Raw genomic sequence first — 23,825 nt, forward strand, 5'->3', positions numbered from 1 at the left:
GACGCTCGGTCTGGCCAGTGGGGTGATGAGTACGTTGGTGGATGACAAGCCCGAGACGAACAGCTGGTTCGACAGGCACCAGAGGAGTGCGTGGATCGCTGCCGCGGCGTCGATCGCCACCGCTCTGATCGCCACGTTGGTGCCGATCTTCGCCAACTCCGGTGACGACAAGGACACGGCGGGCGGCCCGGCCGCCGTACCCACGTCCTCGCCTTCCACGTCGTCGACGGCGTCGGCACCGACGAGTACGCCGACGCCGACGCCCGGCGAGAACGAGTCGCCGAGCTCCAACGGCTCGCCCGCCGGGAGCCAGCGGTGGAAGGGAGCGCTGCTGGTCGACGCCGAGCCCAAGGATCTGGACGCGTTGCCGGACCCCGATGGCGCCGACGACCAGGGCGACGTGTTCATGGTGCTCAACTACGAGTTCGGCAGTCAGAACAGCACGCGGATCGCGCAGTGGGCGGGGGATTCCGGCGCCCTGCCCGGCTACCAGGAATGCTCGGATGCGATCGACGCGCTCGGGAGCCGCGACAACGTGAAGCTCTCGAAGAAGACCGTGCTCTGTGTGCGGACCAGTGCCGGGAACGTCGTCAGGCTCAAGGTTTCCAAACTCGGCGAGACCAGCATCGACACCCACACCACTTTCGACGCGGTCATCTGGAACGGGAGCTGAGCCGGGCAGTCTGTCCGATGATCTGGCGGGTTCCGTCGACGAGGATGGCGAGACCGGTGCGGTTGGGGCGGGAGTGGAGCCAGGCGGGGCCGTCGGGGCCGAGGGCGAAGGCGGTGGTGGCGTCGATGTCGGCGTGGGTGAGCGACCGGTGGATGACGGTGACCGACGCGAGCGCAGTCGGTGTCTCGCCGTTGCGGGCGTCCTTGATGTGCGGGCCGCGGCGGTGCAGGCCGGACGTGGCGACGGCGCCGTTGTGGATCGGCACGATCGCCGCGATCTTCTCGGGGTCGAACGGGTCCTCGATACCGATCCGCCAGGCCTCGGACTCGGGTCCGGCGACGTGGCAGATCAGGTCACCGCCCGCGGAAAGGCAGTAGTCGGTGCCGGCCAGCCGCTCGAAGGCAGCCGCGGCCCGCTCAACCGCCCAGCCCTTCACGACGCCGCTCGGGTCGAGTACACCGGCGCGTCGTACGTCGAAGGCGCCGCCGGACTCGAGCCGGGCCCGCTCGCCCAGCCGGAGGACCTCGGCGACCTCGGGCGGGCAGTCGACGACGGTCAGCTCGCCGCGGTTCAGGCGGGAGATGTGCGAGTCGGCGCGGTACGTGCTGAAGATCCGGTCGGCGGTGTGCAGGATCTCCAAGGCGTCGGCCCAGGCGTGGGCGGCGAGTTCGTCGTCGGTGTGCCGGCCGCGCAGCGCGAGGCTGATCGGCATGCCCATCACGTGCTCGACGTACCGCTTCACCTCGTCTGGTCCAGGGCGCTCTGCAGGGACCGGATGTAGCCGTCGCTGGTGACGGTCGCGCCGCTGACCATGTCGATCTGCGCGTTCTGGGCCTTGACGGTCTCGTCGATCAGGATCGGCAGTGCGTAGTCGTTGATCTCGACGTCGCGGTGGTTCCCGTTCGGGTACTGCAGGACGTTGACCCCGGTGATCTTGCCGCCCTGCACGGTGAGCTGCACCTGCACCGGACCCCACTGCGTCTGCGCGACGTCCCCGGTGACCGTCGACGATCCCGACGAGGCCGACGGCGTCGCCGACGGTGAGGTGGACGGCGAGGTGGACGGCGTCGTTGTCGGCGAGGTGGTCGGCGTGTTCGGAATGCTGTTGCTGTCGGCGCCCTCGCCCCCGGCGATCGGCGTGACCGCGGCCTCCGGGCCGGACGTCGAGGTGTGGTAGCCGAACATCAGGACGACCGCCGAGACGGTGCCGAGGAGCCACAGGACGATTCGTTTCACGGCGGTCACCACTTGAAGGTCTCGAGATGGAGCCGCTCGGCCGGCAGGCCGGCGGCGGTGAGGCTGGAGCTGACCAACGCGGTCCACGCCTCGGGTCCGCACAGGTACACGTCGCGCTCGGCGATGTCCGGGATCCACTGCAGAAGCGCCTGTACGTCGTCGTACTCCCGCACGCCGGCGCCGAACCACGAGTCCGGGCGCCGCCGCGATCCCGGCAGCGTCAGCAACGACAGGCCACGGTCCCGCCACAACGCCTGGAACTCGTCGTGGAAGAGTTGCTGGTCCGTGTACCGCTGCACCAGCACCGCGTCGCCCGGCGCGTAGTCGAGTCCCTCGGCGAGCGCCCGCAGCGGCGTCACGCCGACACCCGCGCCGATCAGCGCGACCTTGCGCCGGGTCCGGGCCCGCGGGCTCATCCGCCCGTACGGTCCTTCGATCAGCACCCGCGTTCCCGGCAGCAGCGAATTGACGGCCGCGCTACCGTCCCCCGCGTCCTGCACCGTGATGCGCAGACCTCGACCGTCAGGCGCGGCGGACAGCGAGTACGGGTTCGCCCGCGTCCAGCCGGGCCGCCCGAGGAACCGCCACGAGAAGAACTGCCCGGCCTCGGCCCGCAAACGGTCCAGCCGGCGCCCGGCGACGTACACGGACACGATCCCCGCGCCCTCCGGTACGACGGCGGTCACCCGGAGCCGATGCCGCACGTTGCGGTGGATCGGTACGCCGACCCGGAAGGCGAGCACGGCCGCGGCGGCGACCGCCCAGGCCGTCCACCAGAACACGGTCCGCCCGGTCGACGACAGGAACTCCTGGCCGGTCCACAACTGGTGCGGGAGCGCGATCCCGACTCCGAGGTACGCGTAGAGGTGCAGGAGATGCCACGACTCGTACCGGATCCGGCGACGGGCCACCCTGATGCTCGTCAGCACACTCAGGCACAAACAGATCGTGCCGCCGACCGCGAGCAGCATACCCGGGTAGTCGACCGTCAGGTCCCACAGCGTCGAAGGAGTCCGGTGCAACTCCCCCGCCGCGTAGCCCCAGGTGATCGTGACGACATGCGCCAGCATCAGGTTGAAGGACGTGAAGCCGGTGACGCGGTGGATCCGCGCGAGGCGGTCCTGCCCGAAGGCCGATTCCAGCACCGGTACGCGGGCCATCAGCACGACCTGCGCGAGCAGCAGCACCGACGCGGCGAGTCCGGTGATCCGCCCGGCCGAGGTCAGGCCGGTCGCCCAGCCGCCGAGCTCCTGCACACCGCCGTCGGCGACCCACCAGTACATGACGAGCAGCAGGCTCAGCCACAGAGCTGCCAGCGCGCCGAGCCGTACGGCGCTGTCGTTACGAGACCGCATGCACGCCAGTGTCGCGGCGCCGGCTGAGTGCGTCCTTCGGCTTGCCTGTGAGTCGGCTGTGAAGCGCCCGTTTGGCGCCGGCGGTTGCCGGCCGGCACGGAAATAGATATCGTTGAGTGTTTCTGCCGAAAAACAAAAAAGAAGCCCTCTTCGGGCTTCTGAGTTCAGAATATCAGAGCTTTCCGGGCAAAGCAAGAATCGATCGGGGGCAGGGGTGCTGGAGCAGGAGATCGCTGCTGAGCAAGGCGAAGTGACCATCATGTACAAGCGGCTCGACGTGCTGCGAGAAAAGGCCCGCGGCGAACTCGGCCGCGTTCAGGTCGAGGAAACCACCGGGACGGATCAGGCCTGGTCGGAGCGCGAATCGTTCACGGACCTGTTCTCCGGGCGGTTTTCGCAATTGTCGTCGGTCGAACGCGGATTGTGTTTCGGGCGGATCGACGAGACCGCCGGCGAACGGTTCCACATCGGGCGGATCGGCCTGTTCGACGACGACTACAACCCGCTGCTGATCGACTGGCGGACGCCGGTGGCGCAGGTGTTCTACCAGGCCACCGCCGCCGAGCCGCTCGGCGTCAAACGCCGGCGGCACATCCGCCTGCACGGCCGGACCGTGGCCGGGATCGACGACGACCTCCTGGACGCCGAAGCACTGGGAGACGGCGAACGCGGCACGCTGATCGGCGAGGCGGCGCTGCTGTCGTCGCTCGGCGCGAGCCGCACCGGGCGGATGAACGAGATCGTCGCGACCATCCAGTCCGAGCAGGACGAGATCATCCGCTCCGGACTGCCCGGGGTGCTGGTGGTGCAGGGCGGCCCGGGGACCGGCAAGACCGTGGTCGCGCTGCACCGGGCGGCGTACCTGCTCTACACGCATCGCGAGCAGCTCGGGCGGAGCGGCGTCCTGGTCGTCGGCCCGAACAGCACGTTCCTGCGCTACATCGACCAGGTGCTGCCATCGCTCGGCGAGAACGACGTCGTGCTCGCGACGATCAGCGAGATGTTCCCGGGCGTCGTCGCCTCCGCGCCGGAGCCGGCCGACGCGGCGCGGATCAAGGGCAACCCGGCCATGGCGGAGGTGATCGCCCAGGCGATCGCCGGCTTCCGGGTGGTTCCTGCCGAGCCGATCCGGCTGAAGGTCGACCAGGACGAGCTGGTGCTCCGGCCCGCCGCGATCCGCACGGCGCAGCAGGCAGCGCTCGCGGCGCAACCGCTGCACAACCGGGCCCGGCCGCTCTTCGTCCGGCGCATCCTCAAGACCCTGACCAACCAGGTCGTCGACCGCATCGGCCGGCAGTACGTCGGGGAGGCGGACATCGAGGACATCCAGCGGGAACTGTTCGAGGACGAGCGGGTGCTGCAGCTGCTCGACCGCTTGTGGCCCGAGCTCACGCCACAGCTCCTCGTTTCCGTCCTGCTCTCCTCCGACGATCGACTGGCCGCCGCGGCGCCGCATCTCACCGGGGCGGAGCGTGCCGCCGTACTGCGACCACTCACCGCGGGCTGGGCTCCGTCGGACGCCGCCCTGCTCGACGAGGCGGCCGAGCTGCTCGGCGAGACCGCGGAGGTCGTGGTCGGACGCAAACGCCGGGCGGCCGAGGAATCCGCCGCGGCGGAGGCGAGCCGGGTGTACGCGCACGGCATCGTCGACCTCGAACTGACCGCCGAGCGGATCACGATCGAACCCTGGGAGATCGAGCAGTTCAAGGACCTGGTCGCCCAGCGCACGCGCGTCTTCGACGATCCCGCGGGCCGCACCGACAGCGTCGTGTACGACCGCAGCTGGGTGTTCGGGCACGTGATCGTCGACGAGGCCCAGGAGCTGTCCGCGATGGACTGGCGGATGCTGATGCGCCGCTGCCCGCGGCGGTCGATGACGATCGTCGGCGACATCGCGCAGACCGGATCCGCGGCCGGCGTCCGGTCCTGGGCGGAGCTCCTCGACCACTACGCCCCGCGCCGCTGGCGCACCGCCGAGCTCACCGTCAACTACCGCACCCCGTCCGAGATCATGACCGTCGCCGCCGACGTCCTCGGCGCGATCGACCCGGCACTGACCCCGCCGACGTCGGTCCGCGAGACCGGCACCGAGCCCATCCTCGACCCGGTCCCGGCCACGTGCCTCACCGATTCGGTCCGCACCGCGGTCAAGTTCGAACGGAGCGAGATCGGCGACGGCCGACTGGCGGTGATCGTCCCGGCGGGCCGGTACGACGAGTTCGCCGCCGCCCTCCCGGCTGTTGCCCACGGCCACGACCCGTCGGTTCTCGACGGCCCGGTCGCGCTGCTCGGCGTAGCGCAGTCCAAGGGCCTGGAGTTCGACGCGGTCCTGATCGCCGACCCGGCCGGCATCGTCGCCGAGTCCGACCGCGGCCTGTCCGACCTCTACGTCGCGATCACCCGCGCAACCAAACGACTGGTCGTCCTCGGCGACCTCCCGGAGGTGCTCACTCAGGTACGACGTACTCCGCGTCGGTGACGTGCTCGCCCCACTCGGTCTCGGGCTCGTCGCTGTCGACGCCTTCCCAGATCGCGGTGTGAACCATGAAGTTGTCCGGGCAGCCACCGTGCCAGTGCCACTCCCCCGGCGGCGTGTAGATGACGTCGCCGGGGCGGATCACGGTGACCGGACCGCCGCGGGACTGGATCAGGCCGACGCCGTCGGTGACGTGCAAGGTCTGGCCGTTGGCGTGCCGGTGCCAGGCGGTCCGGGCGCCCGGAGCGAACCGGACGGTGTTCACCCGGACGCGCGACGGGGCCTCGCCGCGGATGATCACGTCGAACCAGACGTCACCGGTGAACCACTCCGCGGGTCCCTTGGCGGTCGGCGGTTTGGGAAGGATCTGCACAGCTATTCCTTGTCGTGAGCAACGGTTTCCTGGGTGGCCGCCCAGCTGGCCAGCAGCTTCAGCGCGTCCGCGGTCGGCGAGCCGGCCGGCGCGGTGTAGACGACCATGGCGAGCCCTGGGTCGGACGGGAAGTCCATCGCCTCGAAGTCGATCTCGAGGTCGCCGACCACCGGGTGGTGCAGCTTCTTGCGCCCGGAGCGGTGGAAGCGGACGTTGTGGTCCGCCCAGCGGGTCCGGAACGTCTCGCTGCGGGTCGACAGCTCACCGATCAGATCGCTGAGCGCCTTGTCGTGCGGGTTCTTGCCGGCCTGCAATCGCAGGACCGCGGCGATGTCGTCGGCGGCCCGGTCCCAGTCCACGAAGAACTCCTGCGAGGCCGCGTCGAGGAACGTGAAGCGGGCGGTGTTCGGCGGCCGGTGCGGATCGGCGAACATCGACGTGTACAGGGCCCGCGACATCCGGTTCGCCGCCAGGATGTCCAGGTGGCCGTTGCGGATCCACGCCGGCGAGTCGGTGATCGCGTCGAGGACCTGCTGCAGGGCCGGGCGGACACCCCGGCTCGGAGCGCGCCGGCGGACAGGGGTCGCGTCCGACTCGTGGGCGAGCGTGAACAGGTGATCGCGCTCGGCCTCGTCCAGCTGAAGTGCCCGGGCGAGCGCCTCCAGCACGCTGTCGGAGGCGCCGGCAAGGTTCCCGCGCTCCATCCGGACGTAGTAGTCCACCGAGACACCGGCGAGCAGGGCGACCTCCTCGCGCCGCAGCCCTTTCACGCGGCGGTTGCCGCCGTACGCCGGCAGGCCTGCCTGCGCGGGGCTGAGGCGGGCGCGGCGGGAACTGAGGAACTCCTTGATCTCCGCTCGGTGGTCCATGTCGTCCAGCCTACGGACCGCGCGGGACCCGAAGGAGGCACTGGCGTTACCTGGAACGACAGGCACTGCCACGTCGCCGTACGGCGTCCTTCACTGGAGCCATGCGAGCTACTTATCTGTACGGCGCCGGTGATGTGCGTGTCATCGACGTACCAGATCCGGTGATCCAGCAACCAACAGACGCGCTGGTACGCGTCGTCAGGTCCTGTATCTGCGGCAGCGACCTGCACCCGTTCCACAACCTGCCCGCGACACCGGTCGGCAAGACCATGGGCCACGAGTTCGTGGGCGTGATCGAGGACGTCGGGCGGGACGTGACCACGCTGCGCAAGGGCGACTTCGTGATCGCGCCGTTCGCGTGGTCGGACGGGACCTGCGACTTCTGCCGGGAGGGACTGCAGACCTCCTGCCGCCACGGCGGCTTCTGGAACGCGAACGGCGTCGACGGCGGACAGGCCGAAGCGGTCCGGGTACCGCTGGCGGACGGCACGCTGGTCAAGGTGCCCGGCGGTGAGGACCCCGCGCTGCTGCCGTCGCTGCTGACACTGTCCGATGTCTATGGCACCGGGTACCACGCGGCGCTCAAGGGCGGCGTCTCGGCGAGGACCACGGTCACCGTGATCGGCGACGGCGCGGTCGGGCTGCTCGCCGTCCTCGCCGCGAAGCAGTTCGGGGCGGAGCGGATCGTACTGATGGGCCGGCACAAGGACCGCACGGATCTCGGGGTCGAGTTCGGCGCGACCGATGTGGTCGCCGAGCGCGGCGCGGAAGGGATCGCGAAGGTCCGCGAACTGACCGGCGGCGACGGTACGCACGTGGTCCTCGAGGCGGTCGGCCATTTGCCGGCGTACGAGCAGGCGCTGGGCGTGGTCCGCGCGGGCGGGGTGATCAGTCGCGTCGGCGTGCCGCAGTACGACGAGGCGCCGATCGGCTTCGGCACGCTCTTCCTGCCGAACCTCACGCTCACCGGCGGCCCGGCGCCGGCCCGCGCGTACATCGAGCGGTTGCTCCCCGGCGTCCTCGACGGCTCCGTTGCGCCCGGCAAGGTGTTCGACCGGACCGTCGGCTTCGACGAGATCCCGGCCGGCTACCGCGCGATGGACGAGCGCATGGCGCTGAAGGTTCTCATCGAGCCCTGACGATCGGCGAACAGTGAGGAATTCGTCACTGAGGGTGAGATTGTCATTCAAGTGAGTAAATTCCGTGACACCTGAGCTGCCGGGAACCCCTTCCCTCACGTACTCTGCCCAACCATGCACAGAGGCGAGCGGCGGGCCAAGCGGCCCAATGTCGTGTGGTCCGTGTTCGTGTTCCTCGCGGTCAGTGCGCTCGCCGGCGCGCTGACCGCCGGACTGGCCCTTCCGTTCGCCGGTCTGGCCGGTGTGACCACGTCCGCGGCGCACGACAGCGTGCAGTACCTGCCCCAGGACCTGCAGACGGCACCGCTGGCGCAGAAGTCGATCATCCAGGACAGCGACGGCAAGGTCATCGCGACGCTGTACCAGCAGAACCGGACGCCGGTGACGCTGAAGCAGATCAGCCCGGTGATGCTGCAGGCGATCGTCGCGATCGAGGACGACCGCTTCTACGAGCACGGCGCACTCGACTTCAAGGGCACCCTGCGCGCGCTGCTGCGCAACCAGTCCTCCGGCGGCGTCCAGCAGGGCGGCTCGAGCATCACCCAGCAGTACGTGAAGCTGAGCCTGATCAACAAGGCCCGGACGCCGGAAGAGGTCAAGCAGGCCACCGCCGAGACCTACGAGCGGAAGGTCGCCGAGCTGCGCTACGCGATCGCGGTCGAGAAGGAGGTCAGCAAGAGCGAGATCCTGAACCGCTACCTGAACCTGGCCTTCTTCGGCGACCGGTCGTACGGCGTCGAGGCCGCGGCCATGCACTACTTCGGCGTGCACGCCGCCAAGCTGACACTGCCGCAGGCCGCGATGCTGGCCGGCCTGGTGAAGAACCCGACCGGCTACGACCCGATCGACAACCCGAAGCGCGCCAAGGCCCGCCGCGACGTCGTCCTGCGCCGCATGCAGGAGCTGAACGTCATCACCGCCAAGCAGGCCGCGGACGCGATCAAGACACCGGTGATCGACCCGGCCAAGGTCCGCGTGATCCCGAGCGGCTGCGCGAACTCGACGTACCCGTTCTTCTGCGAGTACGTCGTGTCCAAGCTGAAGGCGAACAACGCGTTCGGCAAGACCCCGGAAGAGCGGGAGAACTACATCGAGACCTCGGGCCTGGTGATCAAGACCTCGCTCGACCGGAAGATGCAGACCGCCGCTCAGACCGCGATCGCGCAGCATTCGAAGGCCGGCGACCAGGCGGTCGCCGCGATCACGATGGTCGAGCCGGGCACCGGCCTGGTGAAGGCGATGGCGCAGAGCCGGCAGTACGGCGCGAAGAAGGGCCAGACGGCGTACAACTACAACGTCGAGAAGACCTACCCCGGCGGGTTCGGCGGGTTCCAGAACGGGTCGACGATGAAGGCGTTCACAATCGCCGCCGCGATCGCCAAGGGCGTGCCGACCACGTACCGGATCCGCTCGCCGCAGACGATCGACCTCAGCGGACAGAACTTCAGCACCTGCAACGGCCCGGTGGCCGACGACTCGTACAACCCGAAGAACTCCACGAAGACCGTCCTCGACCCCTCGATGGTCGACGCGGCCCGCGCCTCCACCAACACATACTTCCTGCAGCTCTCGCAGCAGATCGGCATCTGCCCGATCGCCACGATCGCCTCCAAGCTCGGCATGTACAACGCGCAGACGCTCAAGCCGCTCGATCAGGTGGTGTCGTTCACGCTCGGCTCGGCAGGTCTGATCACGCCGCTGATGCTGTCCAACGCGTACGCGACGTTCGCCGCCCGCGGGATGTACTGCACCCCGCAGATCATCACGGCGATCGCCTCGCTGAAGACCGGAAAGGCGATCCCGACCCCCGGCCCGAACTGCCACCGGGTGCTGTCGCCGGGCGTCGCGGACGGTGTCAACTACGTCCTGCAGCAGGTGATGGCCAAGGGCGGCACCGGCGCCAAGCTGAAGTTCGGCAAGAGCGACCTGGCCGGCAAGACCGGCACGATCGACGAGAACATGGCGGTCTGGTTCGCCGGGTACTCGTCGAAGCTCGCGGCCGCGTCCGTGGTCGCCGACGCCGACCCGCCGGCGAAGAACCTGATCGGCCAGGTCTTCAACGGCCAGAAGCTCAAGGACGCCTCGGGTTCCGGCACCGCCGGCCCGATCTGGCAAGCCGCGATGCAGGCAGCGTTGCAGGGCCTGCCGACGAGCAAGTTCGTGAAGCCGGACGACAAGATCATCCGCGGCAACGTGAAGGACCTGCCGTACCTGAAGGGCATGACGCCCGCGGACGCGGCCGCGAAGCTGCTGTCGATGGGCTTCAAGGTCCAGATGAGCCACGGGCCCCAGGTCGACTCGGACGCTCCGGCCGGCACGGTGGCGTGGACGACCCCGCGGCAGGAGGACGGCGCCCCCGAAGGCTCCACGGTCCTGCTCTACATCTCCAATGGAAGCAAGGCCCAGCCCCCGACGCCCCCGGTCACCCCGCCGGTCCCGCCGGGCACCCCGCCGCCGACCATCAAACCCCCGCCGGGCTGGCCCACCTGCCCACCATGGGACCCGCGCTACCCCAAGTGCAATCGCCGCTGACTAGGCTGGGGTCCAACACCTAGTACTTGTGAAAGGACCCCCCGTGAGTGTGGATGAGCTGACTGCCCAGGTCGAGCGTGCGCGCCAGGACTACGAAGCGCTGGTGGCGAAGGGGCTCAAGCTGGATCTGACGCGGGGGAAGCCGTCGCCGAAGCAGCTCGACGCGGCCAACGGGGTGCTCGGCCTGAGCGGTGAGCCGGTGAGCGCGGACGGCACGGACCTGCGCAACTACGGCGGGCTGAACGGCCTGCCCGAGGTGCGGGCGATCTTCGCCGCGGACCTGCAGGTGCCGGTGGAGCAGCTGCTCGCGGCCGGGAACTCGAGCCTCGAGCTGATGCACGACGCGGTCGTGTTCGCGCTGCTCGGCAAGGTGCCGGGCGCCGAGCAGCGGTGGGCCGACGTGGAGGGTTTGACGTTCCTGTGCCCGGTCCCGGGGTACGACCGGCACTTCGGGATCTGCGAGCGGTACGGCATCAAGATGGTCCCGGTGCCGATGACGCCCGAGGGCCCGGACATGGACGTGGTCGAGCGGCTGGTCGCCGAGGACGCCGCGATCAAGGGCATCTGGTGCGTGCCGAAGTACAGCAACCCGGACGGCACCGTGTACTCCGACGAGACGGTCCGGCGGCTGGCCGCGATGGAGACCGCGGCGCCGGACTTCCGGATCTTCTGGGACAACGCGTACGCCGTCCACCACCTGACCGACTCCCCCGCGCAGCTCGCCGACATCCTCGCGCTGAGCGCCGAGCACGGGCACCCGGACCGGCCGTTCGTGTTCGGCTCGAGCTCGAAGATCACCTTCGCCGGCGCCGGCGTCGCGTTCTTCGGGGCCTCGCCGGCGAACATCGAGTGGTGGCTCGGCCACACGGTCAAGCGGAGCATCGGCCCGGACAAGATCAACCAGCTGCGGCACGTGCAGTTCCTCCGCGACGCCGACGGCCTGCACGAGCACATGCGGACACTGGCGGAGCTCATCCGGCCGAAGTTCGACGCGGTCGACAAGATCCTCACCGCCGAGCTCGGCGGCACCGGCCTGGCCTCCTGGACCGCTCCGGCCGGCGGCTACTTCGTCAGCCTGCAGGTCCCCGAGGGCTGCGCGCGCGAGGTGGTCGCGAAGGCGAAGGCCGCCGGGATCGCGATCACGCCCGCCGGCGCCACGCATCCGTACGGCGACGACCCGACCGACCAGACCATCCGGATCGCCCCGACGTACCCGGAGCTGCCCGAGGTCGAGACGGCGATCGCGGGCCTGGCGACCTGCGTCCGGCTGGTGGCGAGCGAGAAGCTGCTCGCCGACCAGGACCGTCAGGCCTGAGGCAGGTCGAAGATCAGGCAGTTGGACGTCGCGTGGGCGAGGAGCTTGCCGCGTTCGTCGTACAGGTGCGCCTCGGCGACCGCCGTACGACGACCGCGGCTGATGATCCCGCCCTCGCAGCGGAGCAGGCCTGAGTCGATCGTGACCGGCCTGACGAAGCGGGTCATCAGGTCGAGCGAGGTGTAGCCGACGCCGGGCGGCAGCGTCGAGTGGACGGTGCACCCGGCGGCGGTGTCGAGCAGGGTGGCGATCACGCCGCCGTGCACCGTGCCGAGCGGGTTGTAGTGGAACTCGGCCACCGGCATCAGCACCGTGACCTTGCCTTCCTCGACCTCGATGCCGGACCCGCCGACCAGGTGCAGGATCGGCGGCGCCGGAAGGTCCCCGTCGCGCATCGCCCGCAACATCTCCAGCCCCGACGACCGGCCGACCCGGGCCGCGGTCTGTGCCGGGTCCGACCACGAGAACGTGCGGCTCCGGGTCGCCTGCTGCGCCGCTTCCTGGGTCGCTTCCTGGGTCTCCGTCATGGACCGAGCCTCACACCGCCCACCTGGGTCTGTCAACGAGACCTAGACCTCACTACGATGCGGGTATGACTGGTACGACGTACAACGCGCTGGACTGGTCGGTCGCGAATTGCCCGATCGGCCGCGCCATGGAGATCATCGGGGAACGCTGGACCGTGGTCGTGCTGCGCGAGGTGTTCAACGGCATCCGCCGGTTCGACGACCTCCGGGTCCGCACCGACATCCCGCGGCAGGTGCTGTCCAACCGGCTCGCCACACTCGTCGAGCACGGCATCCTGCGACGGACGCCGTACCGCGAACCGGGCGCGCGGCAGCGGTACGAGTATCGCCTCACCGAGCAGGGGCTCGACCTGTACCCGGTGCTGATCGCGATCCGCGACTGGGGCGACAAGTACCTCGCCGGCCCCGAGGGCTCGCCGCTCAGCATCGAACACCGCGACTGCGGCGCCTCGGTCCAGACCGAGATCCGCTGCGCGTCGGGCCATCGCGTGGTGTCACCGCGCGACGCCGTACCGCGACCGGGTCCGGGCGCCCGCCGACGGGCAAGCGCCTAATTTACAGGGATTTTCGGCCCTGATGTCTCCCTGTGACCCGTCACTCGCTAGTCTTCTGCGGGTACTGGGGGAGGAAGAGTGAGGCAGTTCAACGCACCGCCCGGTTGGCCCGACCCGCCGACCGCACGCTGGAGACCACCGAAACGCTGGCAGCCGCCCGAGTCGTGGCCGCCCGCACCGGCAGGATGGGCCTTCTGGGTCGACGAGTCCGGCAAGCGGGTTCGCGGCCCGATCGGCAGATACGGCGGACCGGGCAGGATCAAGGTCGGCGCGATCGCGGCCGTACCGCTTGCGCTGATCACGCTGGTGCTGCTCAACCCGTTCGGCAACGGCGACGAGTCCGCGAGCACGGCGCCCGTGCGGACCTCGGAGCCCACGTCGGCGCCGACCAGCACGCCGGTCACGGAGCCGTCGACCACCGGGCCGACCGCGACCACCGAGCCGTCGACTCTGCGCTCGACCGAGCCGAGCTCGGTACCGACGCCGACGACGACGCCGTCAGCGGAGCCGTCGGAAAGCCGGACGCCGAGTGTGACGCCGAAGCCGGCCGAGCCGTCACCGACGAACTCGCGGACGGAGCCGACGCCGACCACGGTCCCGGTCACCACCGGGGCGGCCGTGTACAAGAGCTGCGCCGAGGCGCGCGCGGCCGGCGCGGCACCGCTGCACCGCGGCGATCCCGGCTACTCGGCGGCGCTCGACCGCAACGGCGACGGCGTGGCCTGCGACCGCGGCAACTCCTGACGCAGGCCCTCGTTCCACAGCTCCTGCGTCTGGCTGATCCAGAAGGCGGCGAACAGCACGATCAGCGTGCCCTCGATCCACAGCACGGCATGCTCCCAGCCGAAGACCTTCTTCCAGCCGACCATCAGCAGCGGTACGACGACCATCGCCGCCGCGATCACGGAGTACCGGTTGGCCGGTGAGTGCCGGACCGCGTGCGTGCGCTGCTTGCGCCGGAACTGCTCGGCGTTCAGCAGGACGACCGCCACGATGCACCCGAACATCACGATCGCGGCCGCGTAGTGCGCGTCGCCGATGAACCCGGACCGGTCGACCAGGAACCAGGCCAGCCCGCCGCCGAAGATCAGCGCCGCGACCGCGAGACCGAGCACGTACATCGGCGTCCAGCCGGCGGGCTGCCGGATCCGGTCCCGGACGATGAAGACGCCGGCCAGCAGCAGGCACGGTACGCCGACCACGAAGACCGCGAGCATGTTGTTGGTGACGTTCGCGGCCGCGTCACCGAGCACGACCGGCACCGAGTGGCACCGGCCCTGCCCCGGCGTCGGCACCAGCGCGACGCCCGGCGCGAGGATGCCGGCCACGTTGAGCAGGATGTCCTCCGGCTCGGTGTTGCCCTTCAGCACCACCATGCAGACGCCGATGGTGATCAACGAGCCGACGAAGATCGCCCGCACCGGCGTGTAGTAGTACGCGCTGATCGAGGTCTGCAGGCAGTGCGGATCAGTCGTGGACCACTCGATCACCAGCGACACGGCGAGCAGGGCGATCATGGCCACCATCGCCATCCGCAGGTACCGATAGGTCTTGATGGCGTAACCACCCGGCACGGTCATCCGCGGCCCCCTCGCGACGAGCTCCCTGGTGCCGTCAGTATGCGCCCGTTCACGCACCGACGCCGACCGGACGGAGCGCCGCCTGTCAGCCGAGCCGGATGGACTTCTTGTTCATGAACTCCTCGATGCCGGCCGGGCCGAGCTCGCGGCCGAGGCCGGAGCGCTTGATGCCGCCGAACGGCAGGTCCGCCTGCGAGCCGCCGGCCCGGTTGAGGTACACCATGCCGGCGTCGATCCGGTCGGCGACGCGGCGGTTGCGGTCGGGGTCGGTACCCCACACCGAGGCGCCGAGGCCGAAGGGCGTGTCGTTGGCGAGCTCTACCGCGTGGTCCTCGTCCCTTGCTGCGAAGACGATCACGACCGGGCCGAAGATCTCCTCGTAGTACGCGTCCATGTCCGGCGTGACGTCGGTGAGCACGGTGGCCTCGAGGTAGGCGCCGGGGGTGATCCGGTTCCCGCCGGCGCGCAGCGTGGCGCCTTGCTCGACCGCCTTCGCGACCTGTGCGGCGACCTCGTCCGCGGCGGCGGCCGAGGCGAGCGGCGGGAGCTTGGTCGCGGGATCGGCCGGGTCGCCGGGCAGGTAGTACTCCGTGACGCGCTTGGTCAGCCGGTCGACGTACTCGTCGTAGATATCGGCCAGCACGATCATCCGCTTCGGCGCGTTGCAGGACTGCCCGCAGTTCCGCATCCGCGCGGTCGCGGTGGCGTTGACGGTCTCGTCCAGGTCGTCGGTGTCGAGGACGATCAGCGGGTCGGAGCCGCCGAGCTCGAGCACGGTCTTCTTCAGGTTCTTCCCGGCCTCGGCGGCGACCGAGATGCCGGCCTGTTCGCTGCCGGTCAGCGAGACGCCGGCGATCCGCGGGTCGGCGAGGATCGCGGGGATCTGCCGGCTCGAGGCGAACGTGTTCACGTACACGTCGGCCGGGACGCCGGCCGCGTGCAGGATCTCCTCGATCGCGCGCGCCGACCGCGGGCAGATCGAGGCGTGTTTGAGCAGGATCGTGTTCCCGAGCACCAGGTTCGGCGCGACGAACCGGGCGACCTGGTAGCACGGGAAGTTCCACGGCATGATCCCCAGCAGCGCGCCGATCGGCCCCTTGGTGATGACCGCCTGCCCGCCCCTGATGTCGATCGGCTCGTCGGCGAGCAACGCGGGTCCGTGCTCCGCGTAGTACCGGAAGATGTCGACGACGATCCCGACCTCGCCGAGCCCTTCGCTGACCCGCTTGCCCATCTCCAGCGTCATCGTCGCGGCGAGCTCGTCGGCCCGCTCCGCGAACAACTTCGCCGCCCGCGCGACAATCCCCGCCCGCGCCTCCACACCACGCCGCCGCCAGTCCGGGTACGCCGCATGCACCCGCCCGATCGCCGCCCGCACCTCCTCCTCCGTCGAGTTCGCCACTTCCTCCACCAGCACCCCGCGCGCCGGATCGACAACCGAGTACATGGGCAACCTCCATCCAGAAGCCAAAGAGCCACCATACTGTATGCAATCCTGCTTTGAGCATCCATCAACCGTTTCGGACGCCGCGAACTGGTTGGTGGGTGCTCAAAGTCGCGGTGCAGCGCGCCGGGTCGTGTTGTGTCAGTTGTGTCTTGGGGGCATGCTCGTGGCTGCCCGTTGTCCCGCCTCATTGATCGGATGCCCGCCCGTGTCTGAGCAACGGAAGTTTCGTCGTGTTGTGCAGTTGGTCGCCGTACTGGCTGCTGTTTCGGTGCCCTCGATGGCGCTTGCCGCGCCCGCGGCGCCGCCGGATCCGGTGAACGCCTGGCAGTATCCGCACTGGCCGCAGAAGCAGCCCTGGCAGGAGTCGGGGCCGGACTCGCGCGTCGCGAAGACGCTGTCGAGCGGTCTGCCGGGGCCGATCGACCCGCAGAACTGGGAGAACCCGGATCACATGACGTGGGACGACTACGTCAAACCGCCGGGGACCAACTGGGCCGACCCAAAGGTCTTGGGATCCCAGCGCACCTTCAAGGGCGCGCTCGTGCTGCTCGACTACCCGAACCAGGACTTCGTGGTCACCCAGCCGAAGGGCTCGACCGTGTTCGGCAACCCGAGCGCCGCCGCGAGCGGCGTACCACGGGACCAGGTCGCGAGCTTCTACCACGACTTCCTCAACAAGCCCGAGCCGCTGAACCACGGCCACACGCTGCACGAGTACTGGATGGAGGACTCCGGCGGCCGGTACGGCGTCGACCTCACCGCGTTCGGCCCGTACCGGATGCCGGGCAAGTCCCACGAGTACGCGATGGAGTTCCAGGGCCCGACGGCCTGCCCCGCCGGCGACACCTGCGACCGCGACATCCGCACCGACGGCCGCGCCGCCTGGGTCGCCGACCAGGGTCCCGACGTACCGGCCGGCTACGACTTCGTGTTCTTCCTCAGCGCCGGCCAGGACGAGTCGTCCACCTGGCAGGAGTTCGGGATGATGAAGTTCCCGACCAAGGAGGACGTCACCGACGACTTCGGCCCGCCGGACCCGGCGCTGCCGAACTGGTCCGACACCCGCTACGTCGACTGGACGTCGTGGGCCGCGGGCGCGTCGATCTGGCCGAACGCCGGCGGCGGCTCGTCGACCCAGGCGGAGAGCTCCGGGATGGCCGTGTTCGCGCACGAGTTCAGCCACATCCTCGGCATCGGCGACAACTACAACAATCCGTACGGCGTCCCGCCCCGGCGCGCGTACACGGGCATCTGGGAGATGCTCAGCCGGGGCAGCTTCAACGGCCCCGGCGGACCGCACAGCCGCTGGATGATCCCGGCCACCGGCGGCGCGTCGATGGGCGCGCAACACATGCTGCGCAACAAGATCAAGCTGCAGATGGTCGACGAGCAGAACGTGCTGCGGCTGTCCCGCGAGGCGCTCGCGTCGTCGGGAGTGGTGATCGCGAACGTGAAAGCCCGCAGCGTGAACCCGGGCGCGAAGGACCTGTCCGGGATCAACATCGAGCTCGGCGGCGCCGGCGATCTCGACGCACCGTGCAGCACCGCGACCGACCCGATGTGCGACGGCCGCGGCTATCAGAACTACACGGTCGAGGTGGTGGACCGGATGGGCACGGACTCGTTCACGCCCGACGCCGGGGTCCTGCTCGCGAAGACCAAGAACCAGGACCGCGCGCCGTTCGAGTGGGTCATCGACGCCAACCCGCAGAACATCAACATGACCGACTATGTGCTGCCCGACGGCACGAAGGTCCCGATCACGATCGGCGACTACCGGCAGCTGTCCGACGCGCTGTTCCACGCCGGCACGAACTCCGGCAGCGAGTACGAGTACACCGACACCGCGAACCGTCTGCACTTCTACGTCACCAACGTGCACCGCGACCGCCAGGGCATCCTGTCCTACACCGTCGCGATCCGCTCCCTCGACGGGTCGGGCGCCCAGCAGCGCGGCGTACGGCTGCTGCCGACCGTCGCGAAGCCGGACCGCAGCGGCGTCCAGACCTGTAGCTTCAGCCTCACCAACACCGGCAAGGCGGGTACGACGTCAGGCCCCGAGGACATCACGCAGTACGTGAAGGGCGACGTCTACCGCCTGTCCGCCAAGTCCGACGGCTGGCCGATCTCCCTGCCGAACGCACTCGCCACCGCGAACGCGGGCCAGCAGGTGACCGTCCCCGTCCACACCAAGGCCGGTACCGGTCCGCTCGCCAAGATCACCCTGACCGCCACCTCCGAAAGCGATCCGACGAAGTCAGCGACCGCCACCTGCATCGCCGTCAAGCGCTGACCGCAGCGCGCCGGGCGTCCACGCCAGACCGACGCCCGGCGCCGCGTGCAGGTAGTCGATCACGCGCGTGAGCGCCCAGCCGTGGGCCTCGATCAGGCCGGTCGCGATCCAGCGCAGGTACGGCGCGGTGGGCGCGACCGGTTCGAGGTCCGCGGCGCTGTCGTGGGTGACGGTGAACATCGGTACGCCGTCGCGCTCCCCCAGGCGGACCACGGTCTCGTACCGGCCGGGGCCTATGGTGTGGATCGCGTCGACGTCGGGCAGCAGCGCCGCCACGTCGCACGCGAACTCGCCGCCGGGATCGCGACGCATCTCCTGCGCGACGACGTCACCGACCTGGCCGGGCGTCAGCAGGTACGCGCGCGCGGCGACCTGACCGGGCGCGGAAGCGTCGTAGAAGGCGGAGCCGCCGCCCCAGACCTTGGAGGCGCCGGCGAAGACCAGACCACCTGGGGCCAGCACACCTTCGGAGCGGGCGGGATCGGAGCGATCACGGCAACCGGGGTACACCCGGGCGCCACCGTGTGGCCGTCCGCCGGACAGGTAGCAGCGGAATCGTGCGAGGGCGAGGTTGGAGCCGTAGGCGACGTACCAGACGCGATCCACCGCACCTCCGTGAGCCGGCCACCAGCTGCCCGCTCACAATAGTTTGAAACTCACTGCAACTGAACAGCACGGTTCACCTTCCGTCAGTTAAACGTTCAGACTAAGGTGCCGGGAGGCTCCACCCGCCCCGACAAGGAGACCCGCATGCCAGACATCAATCGCCGGAGATTCCTGCAGCTGGCCGGTGCGTCGGCCGCGTTCGCCGCGATGGCGGACAGTATCGAGCAGGCCGCCGCGATCCCGGCGCACCGCCGCTTCGGCAGCATCCAGGACGTCGAGCACATCGTCGTGCTGATGCAGGAGAACCGGTCCTTCGACCACTACTTCGGCACCATGAACGGCGTCCGCGGTTTCGGTGACCCGCGGCCGGTCACACTGCCGAGCGGGAAGCCGACGTTCTACCAGAAGAACGCGCTCGGCAAGGAGATCCTGCCGTTCCGGCCGGAGGCGGACAACCTCGGTCTGCAGTTCATCCAGGACCTCGCGCACAGCTGGCCGGACGCGCACCAGGCGTTCAACAACGGCAAGTACGACCAATGGATCCCGGCGAAGAGCCCGACGACGATGGCGTACCTGACCCGCGAGGACATCCCGTTCCATTACGCGCTCGCGGACAAGTTCACCGTGTGCGACGCCTACCACACCTCGTTCATGGGCTCCACCGACCCGAACCGGTACTACATGTGGACCGGCTACACGGGCAACGACGGCACCGGCGGCGGCCCGGTCCTCGGCAACGACGAGGCCGGCTACGGCTGGACGACGTACCCGGAACGGCTCGAGCAGGCCGGTGTCTCGTGGAAGATCTACCAGGACATCGGCGACGGCCTGGACGCGGGAGGCAGCTGGGGCTGGATCAACGACGCCTACCGCGGCAACTACGGCGACAACTCGCTGCTGTACTTCAACAACTACCGCAACGCGCAGCCCGGGAACCCCTTGTACGACAAGGCGCGCACCGGCACGAACGCGAAGGCCGGCGAGAGCCTGTTCGCCCAGCTCGCCGCGGACGTGCAGAACAACCGGCTGCCGAAGATCTCCTGGATCGCGGCGCCGGAGGCGTTCACCGAGCACCCGAACTGGCCGGCCAACTACGGCGCCTGGTACATCTCCCAGGTCCTCGACGCGCTCACCGCGAACCCCGAAGTGTGGAGCAAGACCGCGCTGTTCATCACCTATGACGAGAACGACGGCTTCTTCGACCATGTCGTACCGCCGTACCCGCCGATGGACGCCAACCAGGGCCTGTCGACCGTCGACCCGAACCCGGACCTCTACACCGGCAGCAAGGCCGCGCACGGCCAGTACGGTCTCGGTCAGCGCGTCCCGATGCTGGTTGTGTCACCGTGGAGCACCGGCGGCTACACGTGCTCGGAGGTGTTCGACCACACGTCGATCATCCGGTTCATGGAGACGCGGTTCGGCGTCCACGAGCCGAACATCTCGCCGTGGCGCCGCGCGATCTGCGGCGACCTGACCTCGGCGTTCGACTTCGGTACGTCGGCCACGCGCCCGGCGCAGCTGCCGGACACCAGCGCCTATGAGCCGCCGGACAACAAGCGGCACCCGGACTACGTCCCGACGCCGCCCGCGGTCGGTCAGCTTCCGGCCCAGGAGCGCGGCTCCCGTCGTACCCGTCCGCTGCCGTACGCACCGGTCGTCGACGGGGCCGTTGCCGACGGCAAGTACCGGCTGACGTTCGGGTCCGGGGCACGCGCCGGCGCGCAGTTCCTGATCACGTCCGCGAACCGCACCGACGGTCCGTGGACGTACACCACCGAGGCCGGCAAGACGGTCGCCGACAGCTGGAACCCGATCTACTCGGGCGGCGTCACCGACCTCACGGTGCACGGCCCGAACGGCTTCCTCCGCACCTTCAAGGGCAAGCCCGCCACCGGCCTGGAGATCACCGCCCGCGAGAACCCGGCCACCGGCAACGTCGACCTCACCTTCACCTCCGACGCCGCCCGCACGGTCACCCTCACCAACTCCTACGGCGGCACGCCGAAGCAGATCGCCCTCCGCACGGGCAAGACCACCTACACCGTCACCACCACGAACCGCTGGTACGACGTCTCCGTCACCACCACCGCCGACACCGCCTACCTGCGCCGCTTCGCCGGCCACGTCGAAACCGGCGCCGCGGGCGTGAGCGACCCCGCGATCAAGACCGTCTGATCCGGGATCGTTCGAGGGGTTCACCTCGCCGCTTGCCCCTTCACCCGCTGCATGCGAGGGGTGAAGGGGCAACGCGGACGGTGAACCCCTGAAACGTCAGAGGATCGGGGCTTCCGGTTTTGTCGTGTCGGCCGGGGTGTTGTCGTCGACCTGGTCGAGTTCGTCGACCGCGATGCGGCTGGTCCAGCGCTGGTCGGGGTCGGGTTGCGGGATGGAGTCCAGGAGGAGCTTCGTGTACGCGTGCGACGGCTCGTGCATCACCTCGGAGACCGGGCCGCGTTCGACGATCTGGCCCTTGGTGATGACCATGACCTCGCCGCCGAGGTAGTAGACCGTGGACAGGTCGTGGGTGATGAACAGCGTCGTCATGCCGTGCTCGCGCTGGAAGTCGAGCAGGATGTCCAGGAAGTGCCGGCGCACCTGGGCGTCCAGCATCGACACCGGCTCGTCGGCGATGATGAACGACGGCCGCAGCATGTGCACGCGGGCCAGCATGATGCGCTGCCGCTGACCGCCGGACAACTGGTGCGGGTACCGCCCGAGCACGTTCTCCGGCTCCAGCCGGACGGCGCGCAGCGACTCCTCGATCAGCTCGAGGCCCTTGGCGCGGGTGTCCGCGAGCTTGAACTTCTTCACCGCCTTCCAGAGCACGCGATCCACCCGGTAGAACGGGTTGAAGATCGCGTACGGGTCCTGGAAGACCGGCTGCACGTCGCGCCGGTACTCGTCGTACTCGGCCCGGCTCAGCTTGAAGATGTCCTTCCCGCCGTACAGCACCGATCCGGCCGTGGGCTTCTGCAGGCCGAGCACGTTGCGGGCGATCGTGCTCTTCCCGCTGCCGCTCTGGCCGACCAGGCTGACGATCTGCGGCGGCGACGCGGCCAGCGTGAAGCTGACGTCGTCGACCGCGGTCACGTACCCTTCCGCGACCCCGCGGGCGTGGAACCGTTGCTGTACGCCACGGAGTTCGAGTTCCGACTTCATGAAGCCCTCCGTCCGACCTGCGGGATCGAATCGATCAGCTGCCGGGTGTACGGGTCCTGCGGATCCTTGAACACCTGCCGTACGCCGCCCACCTCGACCAGCCGGCCCTCGTACATCACCGCGACCCGGTCGGCGAGCTGTGCGTGCACGCCCATGTCGTGCGAGATCACCATCAGCGTGACGCCGAAGTCGGTGCGCAGATCGGCGAGCGACTGCAGGATCACCCGCTGGATCGTCACGTCCAGCGCGGTGGTCGGCTCGTCGGCGATCACCAGGTCGGGCTCCAGCGCGACCGCGATCGCCATCAGAATCCGCTGCTTCATCCCACCGGACAGCTCGTGCGGGTACATCCGGGCCACCCGCGGCTCGAGACCCACCTGCGCCAGTAGCCGCGGAATCAGCTCGCCCAAGGAGTCCCTGCGCTGCGGCGCGTGTTCGAGGATGACGTCCTTGAACTGGTCCTCGACGCGCATCACCGGGTTCAGCGAGCTCATCGAGCCCTGCGGGAGATAGGACAGCGCCGACCACCGCAGCACCCGCAGTTCCTCGCCCTGCACCTTCAGCAGGTCGACCGGCGATCGGCCGGCCGGATGGAACATCGCCGAACCGCCCGTCACCTTGCCGGGCGCCTTCAGGAGCCGCAGCAGCGCGACCGCGAGGGTACTCTTCCCGCTGCCCGACTCCCCCGCGATCCCGAGGATCTCGCCGCGGCGGACGTCGAGGTCGATCCCGCGGACCGCCTGCACGTCGCCGCGGTTGGTGGAGTAGGCGACCTCGAGTCCCTTGACCTCCAGGACGTTCCCGGACACGTCACTCACCGGCCACTCCCCTCAGCCGCGGGTTGTAGACCTCTTCCAACCCGATGTTCACCATGTTCAGCGCCGCGAACAGCAGCGTCAGCAGCGCGATCGGTACGACGAACATCGGCCACGCTCCGAGCGTCAGCGCACCGGTGCCGATCGCGTTGAAGATGATCTGGCCGAGGTCGATCACGCCGCCCGGCCCGAGGCCGATGATCTCGAGTCCGACCAGGCCGAAGATCGCGCCCAGCGCCGACGACGCGAACCCGACGCCGATGAACGGCAGCAGGTTCGGCAGCAGTTCGGTGACGATGATCTCCAGGTCGCGCGACTTGCTGACCCGCGCCAGGTCGACGTACGGCCGGGTGCGCAGGCTGAGCACCTGGGACCGGATCGTCTTGGCCGCGAACGGCCAGGAGAAGATCGAGATCATCACGCCGACCTGGAACAGGCTGACGTTCTTCGCGTACGCCGACAGCGCGATCAGCAGCGGGAACGTCGGGATGACGAGCAGGATCCCGGTGAACGTCGAGAGCACGTTGTCGATCCAGCCGCCCTTGTAGCCGGCGACGAACGCGACGACGACACCGGCGACCGTCGAGATGACACCGGCGATCGCGCCGATCTGCAGTGAGACCGAGAGCGCCTTCACCACCATCGCGAACACGTCGCGGCCGAACTGGTCGGTGCCCAGCAGGTGATCGGGTCCGGGGACCAGCCACTTGTCGTACGCCGCCAGCTCGATCGGGTCCTGGCCACCACCGATGGCCTTGCTGATCAGCGGGCTGAACAGCGCGATCAGCACCAGCGCCCCGAGGATCACCAGTCCGGTCGCGAGGCGCCTGCTGTGCCGGATCGTCCGCAGTACCGCGGTCAGGATTCTCATCG

Annotated in this window: 21 protein-coding genes; 9 read left to right on the plus strand and 12 right to left on the minus strand. The window is 69.3% G+C overall.

The genetic code is table 11. The annotated features are described in order from the left end of the window. Positions 1-25 precede the first annotated feature (25 nt). Positions 26-673 carry a hypothetical protein gene (locus tag AB0L64_RS07490; RefSeq protein WP_363708793.1) on the plus strand — a complete coding sequence of 216 codons (648 nt, stop codon included), beginning with the start codon at positions 26-28 and terminating at the stop codon, positions 671-673. On the opposite strand, the gene AB0L64_RS07495 is transcribed toward AB0L64_RS07490, so the two are convergent. Genes AB0L64_RS07495 through AB0L64_RS07505 form a run of 3 tightly spaced genes read right to left on the minus strand, consistent with a single transcriptional unit; the run spans position 654 to position 3,264 of the window. Continuing rightward, entirely contained in the window at positions 654-1,415 is a 762-nt protein-coding gene (locus AB0L64_RS07495; RefSeq protein ID WP_363708795.1) for an FAD:protein FMN transferase, read from the minus strand. The genes AB0L64_RS07490 and AB0L64_RS07495 overlap by 20 nt on opposite strands. Beyond that, positions 1,412-1,909: an FMN-binding protein gene (locus AB0L64_RS07500; RefSeq protein ID WP_363708797.1), complete on the minus strand. Its 498-nt coding sequence runs from the start codon at positions 1,907-1,909 to the stop codon at positions 1,412-1,414. The genes AB0L64_RS07495 and AB0L64_RS07500 overlap by 4 nt, the downstream gene beginning before the upstream one ends. A gap of 5 nt (positions 1,910-1,914) precedes the next feature. Beyond that, the gene (locus AB0L64_RS07505; RefSeq protein WP_363708799.1) at positions 1,915-3,264 is read right to left on the minus strand and encodes a ferredoxin reductase family protein; all 1,350 of its coding nucleotides are present in this window, start codon (positions 3,262-3,264) and stop codon (positions 1,915-1,917) included. Positions 3,265-3,523: 259 nt separating this feature from the next. Between AB0L64_RS07505 and AB0L64_RS07510 the strand changes: the two genes are divergently transcribed. Beyond that, positions 3,524-5,743: an ATP-binding domain-containing protein gene (locus AB0L64_RS07510; protein ID WP_363708801.1), complete on the plus strand. Its 2,220-nt coding sequence runs from the start codon at positions 3,524-3,526 to the stop codon at positions 5,741-5,743. Here the strand turns inward: AB0L64_RS07510 and AB0L64_RS07515 are convergent. Both AB0L64_RS07515 and AB0L64_RS07520 read right to left on the minus strand, forming a co-directional pair. Then, positions 5,712-6,113, minus strand: coding sequence for a cupin domain-containing protein (locus AB0L64_RS07515; protein WP_363708803.1), 402 nt, complete (start codon positions 6,111-6,113; stop codon positions 5,712-5,714). The two genes, AB0L64_RS07510 and AB0L64_RS07515, sit on opposite strands and share 32 nt — an antisense overlap. Positions 6,114-6,115: 2 nt before the next feature. Further along, positions 6,116-6,982: a helix-turn-helix transcriptional regulator gene (locus AB0L64_RS07520; protein ID WP_363708805.1), complete on the minus strand. Its 867-nt coding sequence runs from the start codon at positions 6,980-6,982 to the stop codon at positions 6,116-6,118. 101 nt (positions 6,983-7,083) lie between these two features. Between AB0L64_RS07520 and AB0L64_RS07525 the strand changes: the two genes are divergently transcribed. The 3 genes from AB0L64_RS07525 to AB0L64_RS07535 all read left to right on the plus strand — a co-directional run bounded on the left by AB0L64_RS07525 (position 7,084) and on the right by AB0L64_RS07535 (position 11,968). Continuing rightward, the gene (locus AB0L64_RS07525; protein WP_363708807.1) at positions 7,084-8,121 is read left to right on the plus strand and encodes an alcohol dehydrogenase catalytic domain-containing protein; all 1,038 of its coding nucleotides are present in this window, start codon (positions 7,084-7,086) and stop codon (positions 8,119-8,121) included. Between the two features lie 114 nt (positions 8,122-8,235). After that, positions 8,236-10,653 (plus strand): transglycosylase domain-containing protein, encoded by a 2,418-nt coding sequence (locus AB0L64_RS07530; RefSeq protein ID WP_363708809.1) that lies wholly within the window; start codon positions 8,236-8,238, stop codon positions 10,651-10,653. A gap of 43 nt (positions 10,654-10,696) precedes the next feature. Next, the gene (locus AB0L64_RS07535) at positions 10,697-11,968 is read left to right on the plus strand and encodes an aminotransferase class I/II-fold pyridoxal phosphate-dependent enzyme (RefSeq protein ID WP_363708811.1); all 1,272 of its coding nucleotides are present in this window, start codon (positions 10,697-10,699) and stop codon (positions 11,966-11,968) included. Here AB0L64_RS07535 and AB0L64_RS07540 read toward each other — a convergent pair. After that, positions 11,959-12,495, minus strand: a complete 537-nt coding sequence (locus AB0L64_RS07540; protein WP_363708813.1) for a PaaI family thioesterase — start codon at positions 12,493-12,495, stop codon at positions 11,959-11,961. The two genes, AB0L64_RS07535 and AB0L64_RS07540, sit on opposite strands and share 10 nt — an antisense overlap. A gap of 65 nt (positions 12,496-12,560) precedes the next feature. On the opposite strand from AB0L64_RS07540, the gene AB0L64_RS07545 reads away from it, so the two are divergent. Further along, positions 12,561-13,049, plus strand: coding sequence for a helix-turn-helix domain-containing protein (locus tag AB0L64_RS07545; RefSeq protein WP_363708815.1), 489 nt, complete (start codon positions 12,561-12,563; stop codon positions 13,047-13,049). A 78-nt stretch (positions 13,050-13,127) separates the two neighbouring features. Then, the gene (locus AB0L64_RS07550) at positions 13,128-13,793 is read left to right on the plus strand and encodes an excalibur calcium-binding domain-containing protein (RefSeq protein ID WP_363708817.1); all 666 of its coding nucleotides are present in this window, start codon (positions 13,128-13,130) and stop codon (positions 13,791-13,793) included. Here the strand turns inward: AB0L64_RS07550 and AB0L64_RS07555 are convergent. Continuing rightward, positions 13,733-14,629, minus strand: coding sequence for a hypothetical protein (locus AB0L64_RS07555; protein WP_363708819.1), 897 nt, complete (start codon positions 14,627-14,629; stop codon positions 13,733-13,735). The two genes, AB0L64_RS07550 and AB0L64_RS07555, sit on opposite strands and share 61 nt — an antisense overlap. 85 nt (positions 14,630-14,714) lie before the next feature. After that, entirely contained in the window at positions 14,715-16,076 is a 1,362-nt protein-coding gene (locus AB0L64_RS07560; protein ID WP_363708821.1) for an NAD-dependent succinate-semialdehyde dehydrogenase, read from the minus strand. A gap of 235 nt (positions 16,077-16,311) precedes the next feature. Here AB0L64_RS07560 and AB0L64_RS07565 point away from each other — a divergent pair, with 235 nt between their 5' ends. After that, positions 16,312-18,369: a M6 family metalloprotease domain-containing protein gene (locus AB0L64_RS07565; RefSeq protein ID WP_363708823.1), complete on the plus strand. Its 2,058-nt coding sequence runs from the start codon at positions 16,312-16,314 to the stop codon at positions 18,367-18,369. On the opposite strand, the gene AB0L64_RS07570 is transcribed toward AB0L64_RS07565, so the two are convergent. Next, positions 18,334-18,975, minus strand: a complete 642-nt coding sequence (locus AB0L64_RS07570; protein ID WP_363708825.1) for a histone deacetylase — start codon at positions 18,973-18,975, stop codon at positions 18,334-18,336. The two genes, AB0L64_RS07565 and AB0L64_RS07570, sit on opposite strands and share 36 nt — an antisense overlap. 144 nt (positions 18,976-19,119) lie before the next feature. Between AB0L64_RS07570 and AB0L64_RS07575 the strand changes: the two genes are divergently transcribed. Then, a complete protein-coding gene (locus AB0L64_RS07575; RefSeq protein ID WP_363708827.1) occupies positions 19,120-21,153 on the plus strand; it encodes a phosphocholine-specific phospholipase C in 2,034 nt (677 codons plus the stop codon). Positions 21,154-21,249: 96 nt separating this feature from the next. On the opposite strand, the gene AB0L64_RS07580 is transcribed toward AB0L64_RS07575, so the two are convergent. From AB0L64_RS07580 to AB0L64_RS07590, 3 genes are read right to left on the minus strand one after another with little or no spacing between them, the layout of a single operon-like run. After that, positions 21,250-22,137 carry an ATP-binding cassette domain-containing protein gene (locus AB0L64_RS07580; protein ID WP_363708829.1) on the minus strand — a complete coding sequence of 296 codons (888 nt, stop codon included), beginning with the start codon at positions 22,135-22,137 and terminating at the stop codon, positions 21,250-21,252. Then, entirely contained in the window at positions 22,134-22,955 is an 822-nt protein-coding gene (locus AB0L64_RS07585) for an ABC transporter ATP-binding protein (RefSeq protein WP_363708831.1), read from the minus strand. Before AB0L64_RS07585 ends, AB0L64_RS07580 begins: the two co-directional genes overlap by 4 nt. Beyond that, positions 22,948-23,823, minus strand: coding sequence for an ABC transporter permease (locus AB0L64_RS07590; protein WP_363708833.1), 876 nt, complete (start codon positions 23,821-23,823; stop codon positions 22,948-22,950). Before AB0L64_RS07590 ends, AB0L64_RS07585 begins: the two co-directional genes overlap by 8 nt. Between the last annotated feature and the right edge of the window lie 2 nt (positions 23,824-23,825).

It is taken from the genome of Kribbella sp. NPDC051936 (assembly GCF_040680955.1).
GTDB lineage: Bacteria > Actinomycetota > Actinomycetes > Propionibacteriales > Kribbellaceae > Kribbella.

Coding starts and splice junctions, on each gene's coding strand:
- AB0L64_RS07555 (WP_363708819.1), bottom strand. CDS start 14,629: ATGACCGTGCCGGGTGGTTACGCCATCAAGACCTATCGGTACCTGCGG.
- AB0L64_RS07490 (WP_363708793.1), top strand. CDS start 26: ATGAGTACGTTGGTGGATGACAAGCCCGAGACGAACAGCTGGTTCGAC.
- AB0L64_RS07575 (WP_363708827.1), top strand. CDS start 19,120: ATGCCAGACATCAATCGCCGGAGATTCCTGCAGCTGGCCGGTGCGTCG.
- AB0L64_RS07525 (WP_363708807.1), top strand. CDS start 7,084: ATGCGAGCTACTTATCTGTACGGCGCCGGTGATGTGCGTGTCATCGAC.
- AB0L64_RS07540 (WP_363708813.1), bottom strand. CDS start 12,495: ATGACGGAGACCCAGGAAGCGACCCAGGAAGCGGCGCAGCAGGCGACC.
- AB0L64_RS07520 (WP_363708805.1), bottom strand. CDS start 6,982: ATGGACCACCGAGCGGAGATCAAGGAGTTCCTCAGTTCCCGCCGCGCC.
- AB0L64_RS07510 (WP_363708801.1), top strand. CDS start 3,524: ATGTACAAGCGGCTCGACGTGCTGCGAGAAAAGGCCCGCGGCGAACTC.
- AB0L64_RS07560 (WP_363708821.1), bottom strand. CDS start 16,076: ATGTACTCGGTTGTCGATCCGGCGCGCGGGGTGCTGGTGGAGGAAGTG.
- AB0L64_RS07505 (WP_363708799.1), bottom strand. CDS start 3,264: ATGCGGTCTCGTAACGACAGCGCCGTACGGCTCGGCGCGCTGGCAGCT.
- AB0L64_RS07545 (WP_363708815.1), top strand. CDS start 12,561: ATGACTGGTACGACGTACAACGCGCTGGACTGGTCGGTCGCGAATTGC.
- AB0L64_RS07580 (WP_363708829.1), bottom strand. CDS start 22,137: ATGAAGTCGGAACTCGAACTCCGTGGCGTACAGCAACGGTTCCACGCC.
- AB0L64_RS07590 (WP_363708833.1), bottom strand. CDS start 23,823: ATGAGAATCCTGACCGCGGTACTGCGGACGATCCGGCACAGCAGGCGC.
- AB0L64_RS07530 (WP_363708809.1), top strand. CDS start 8,236: ATGCACAGAGGCGAGCGGCGGGCCAAGCGGCCCAATGTCGTGTGGTCC.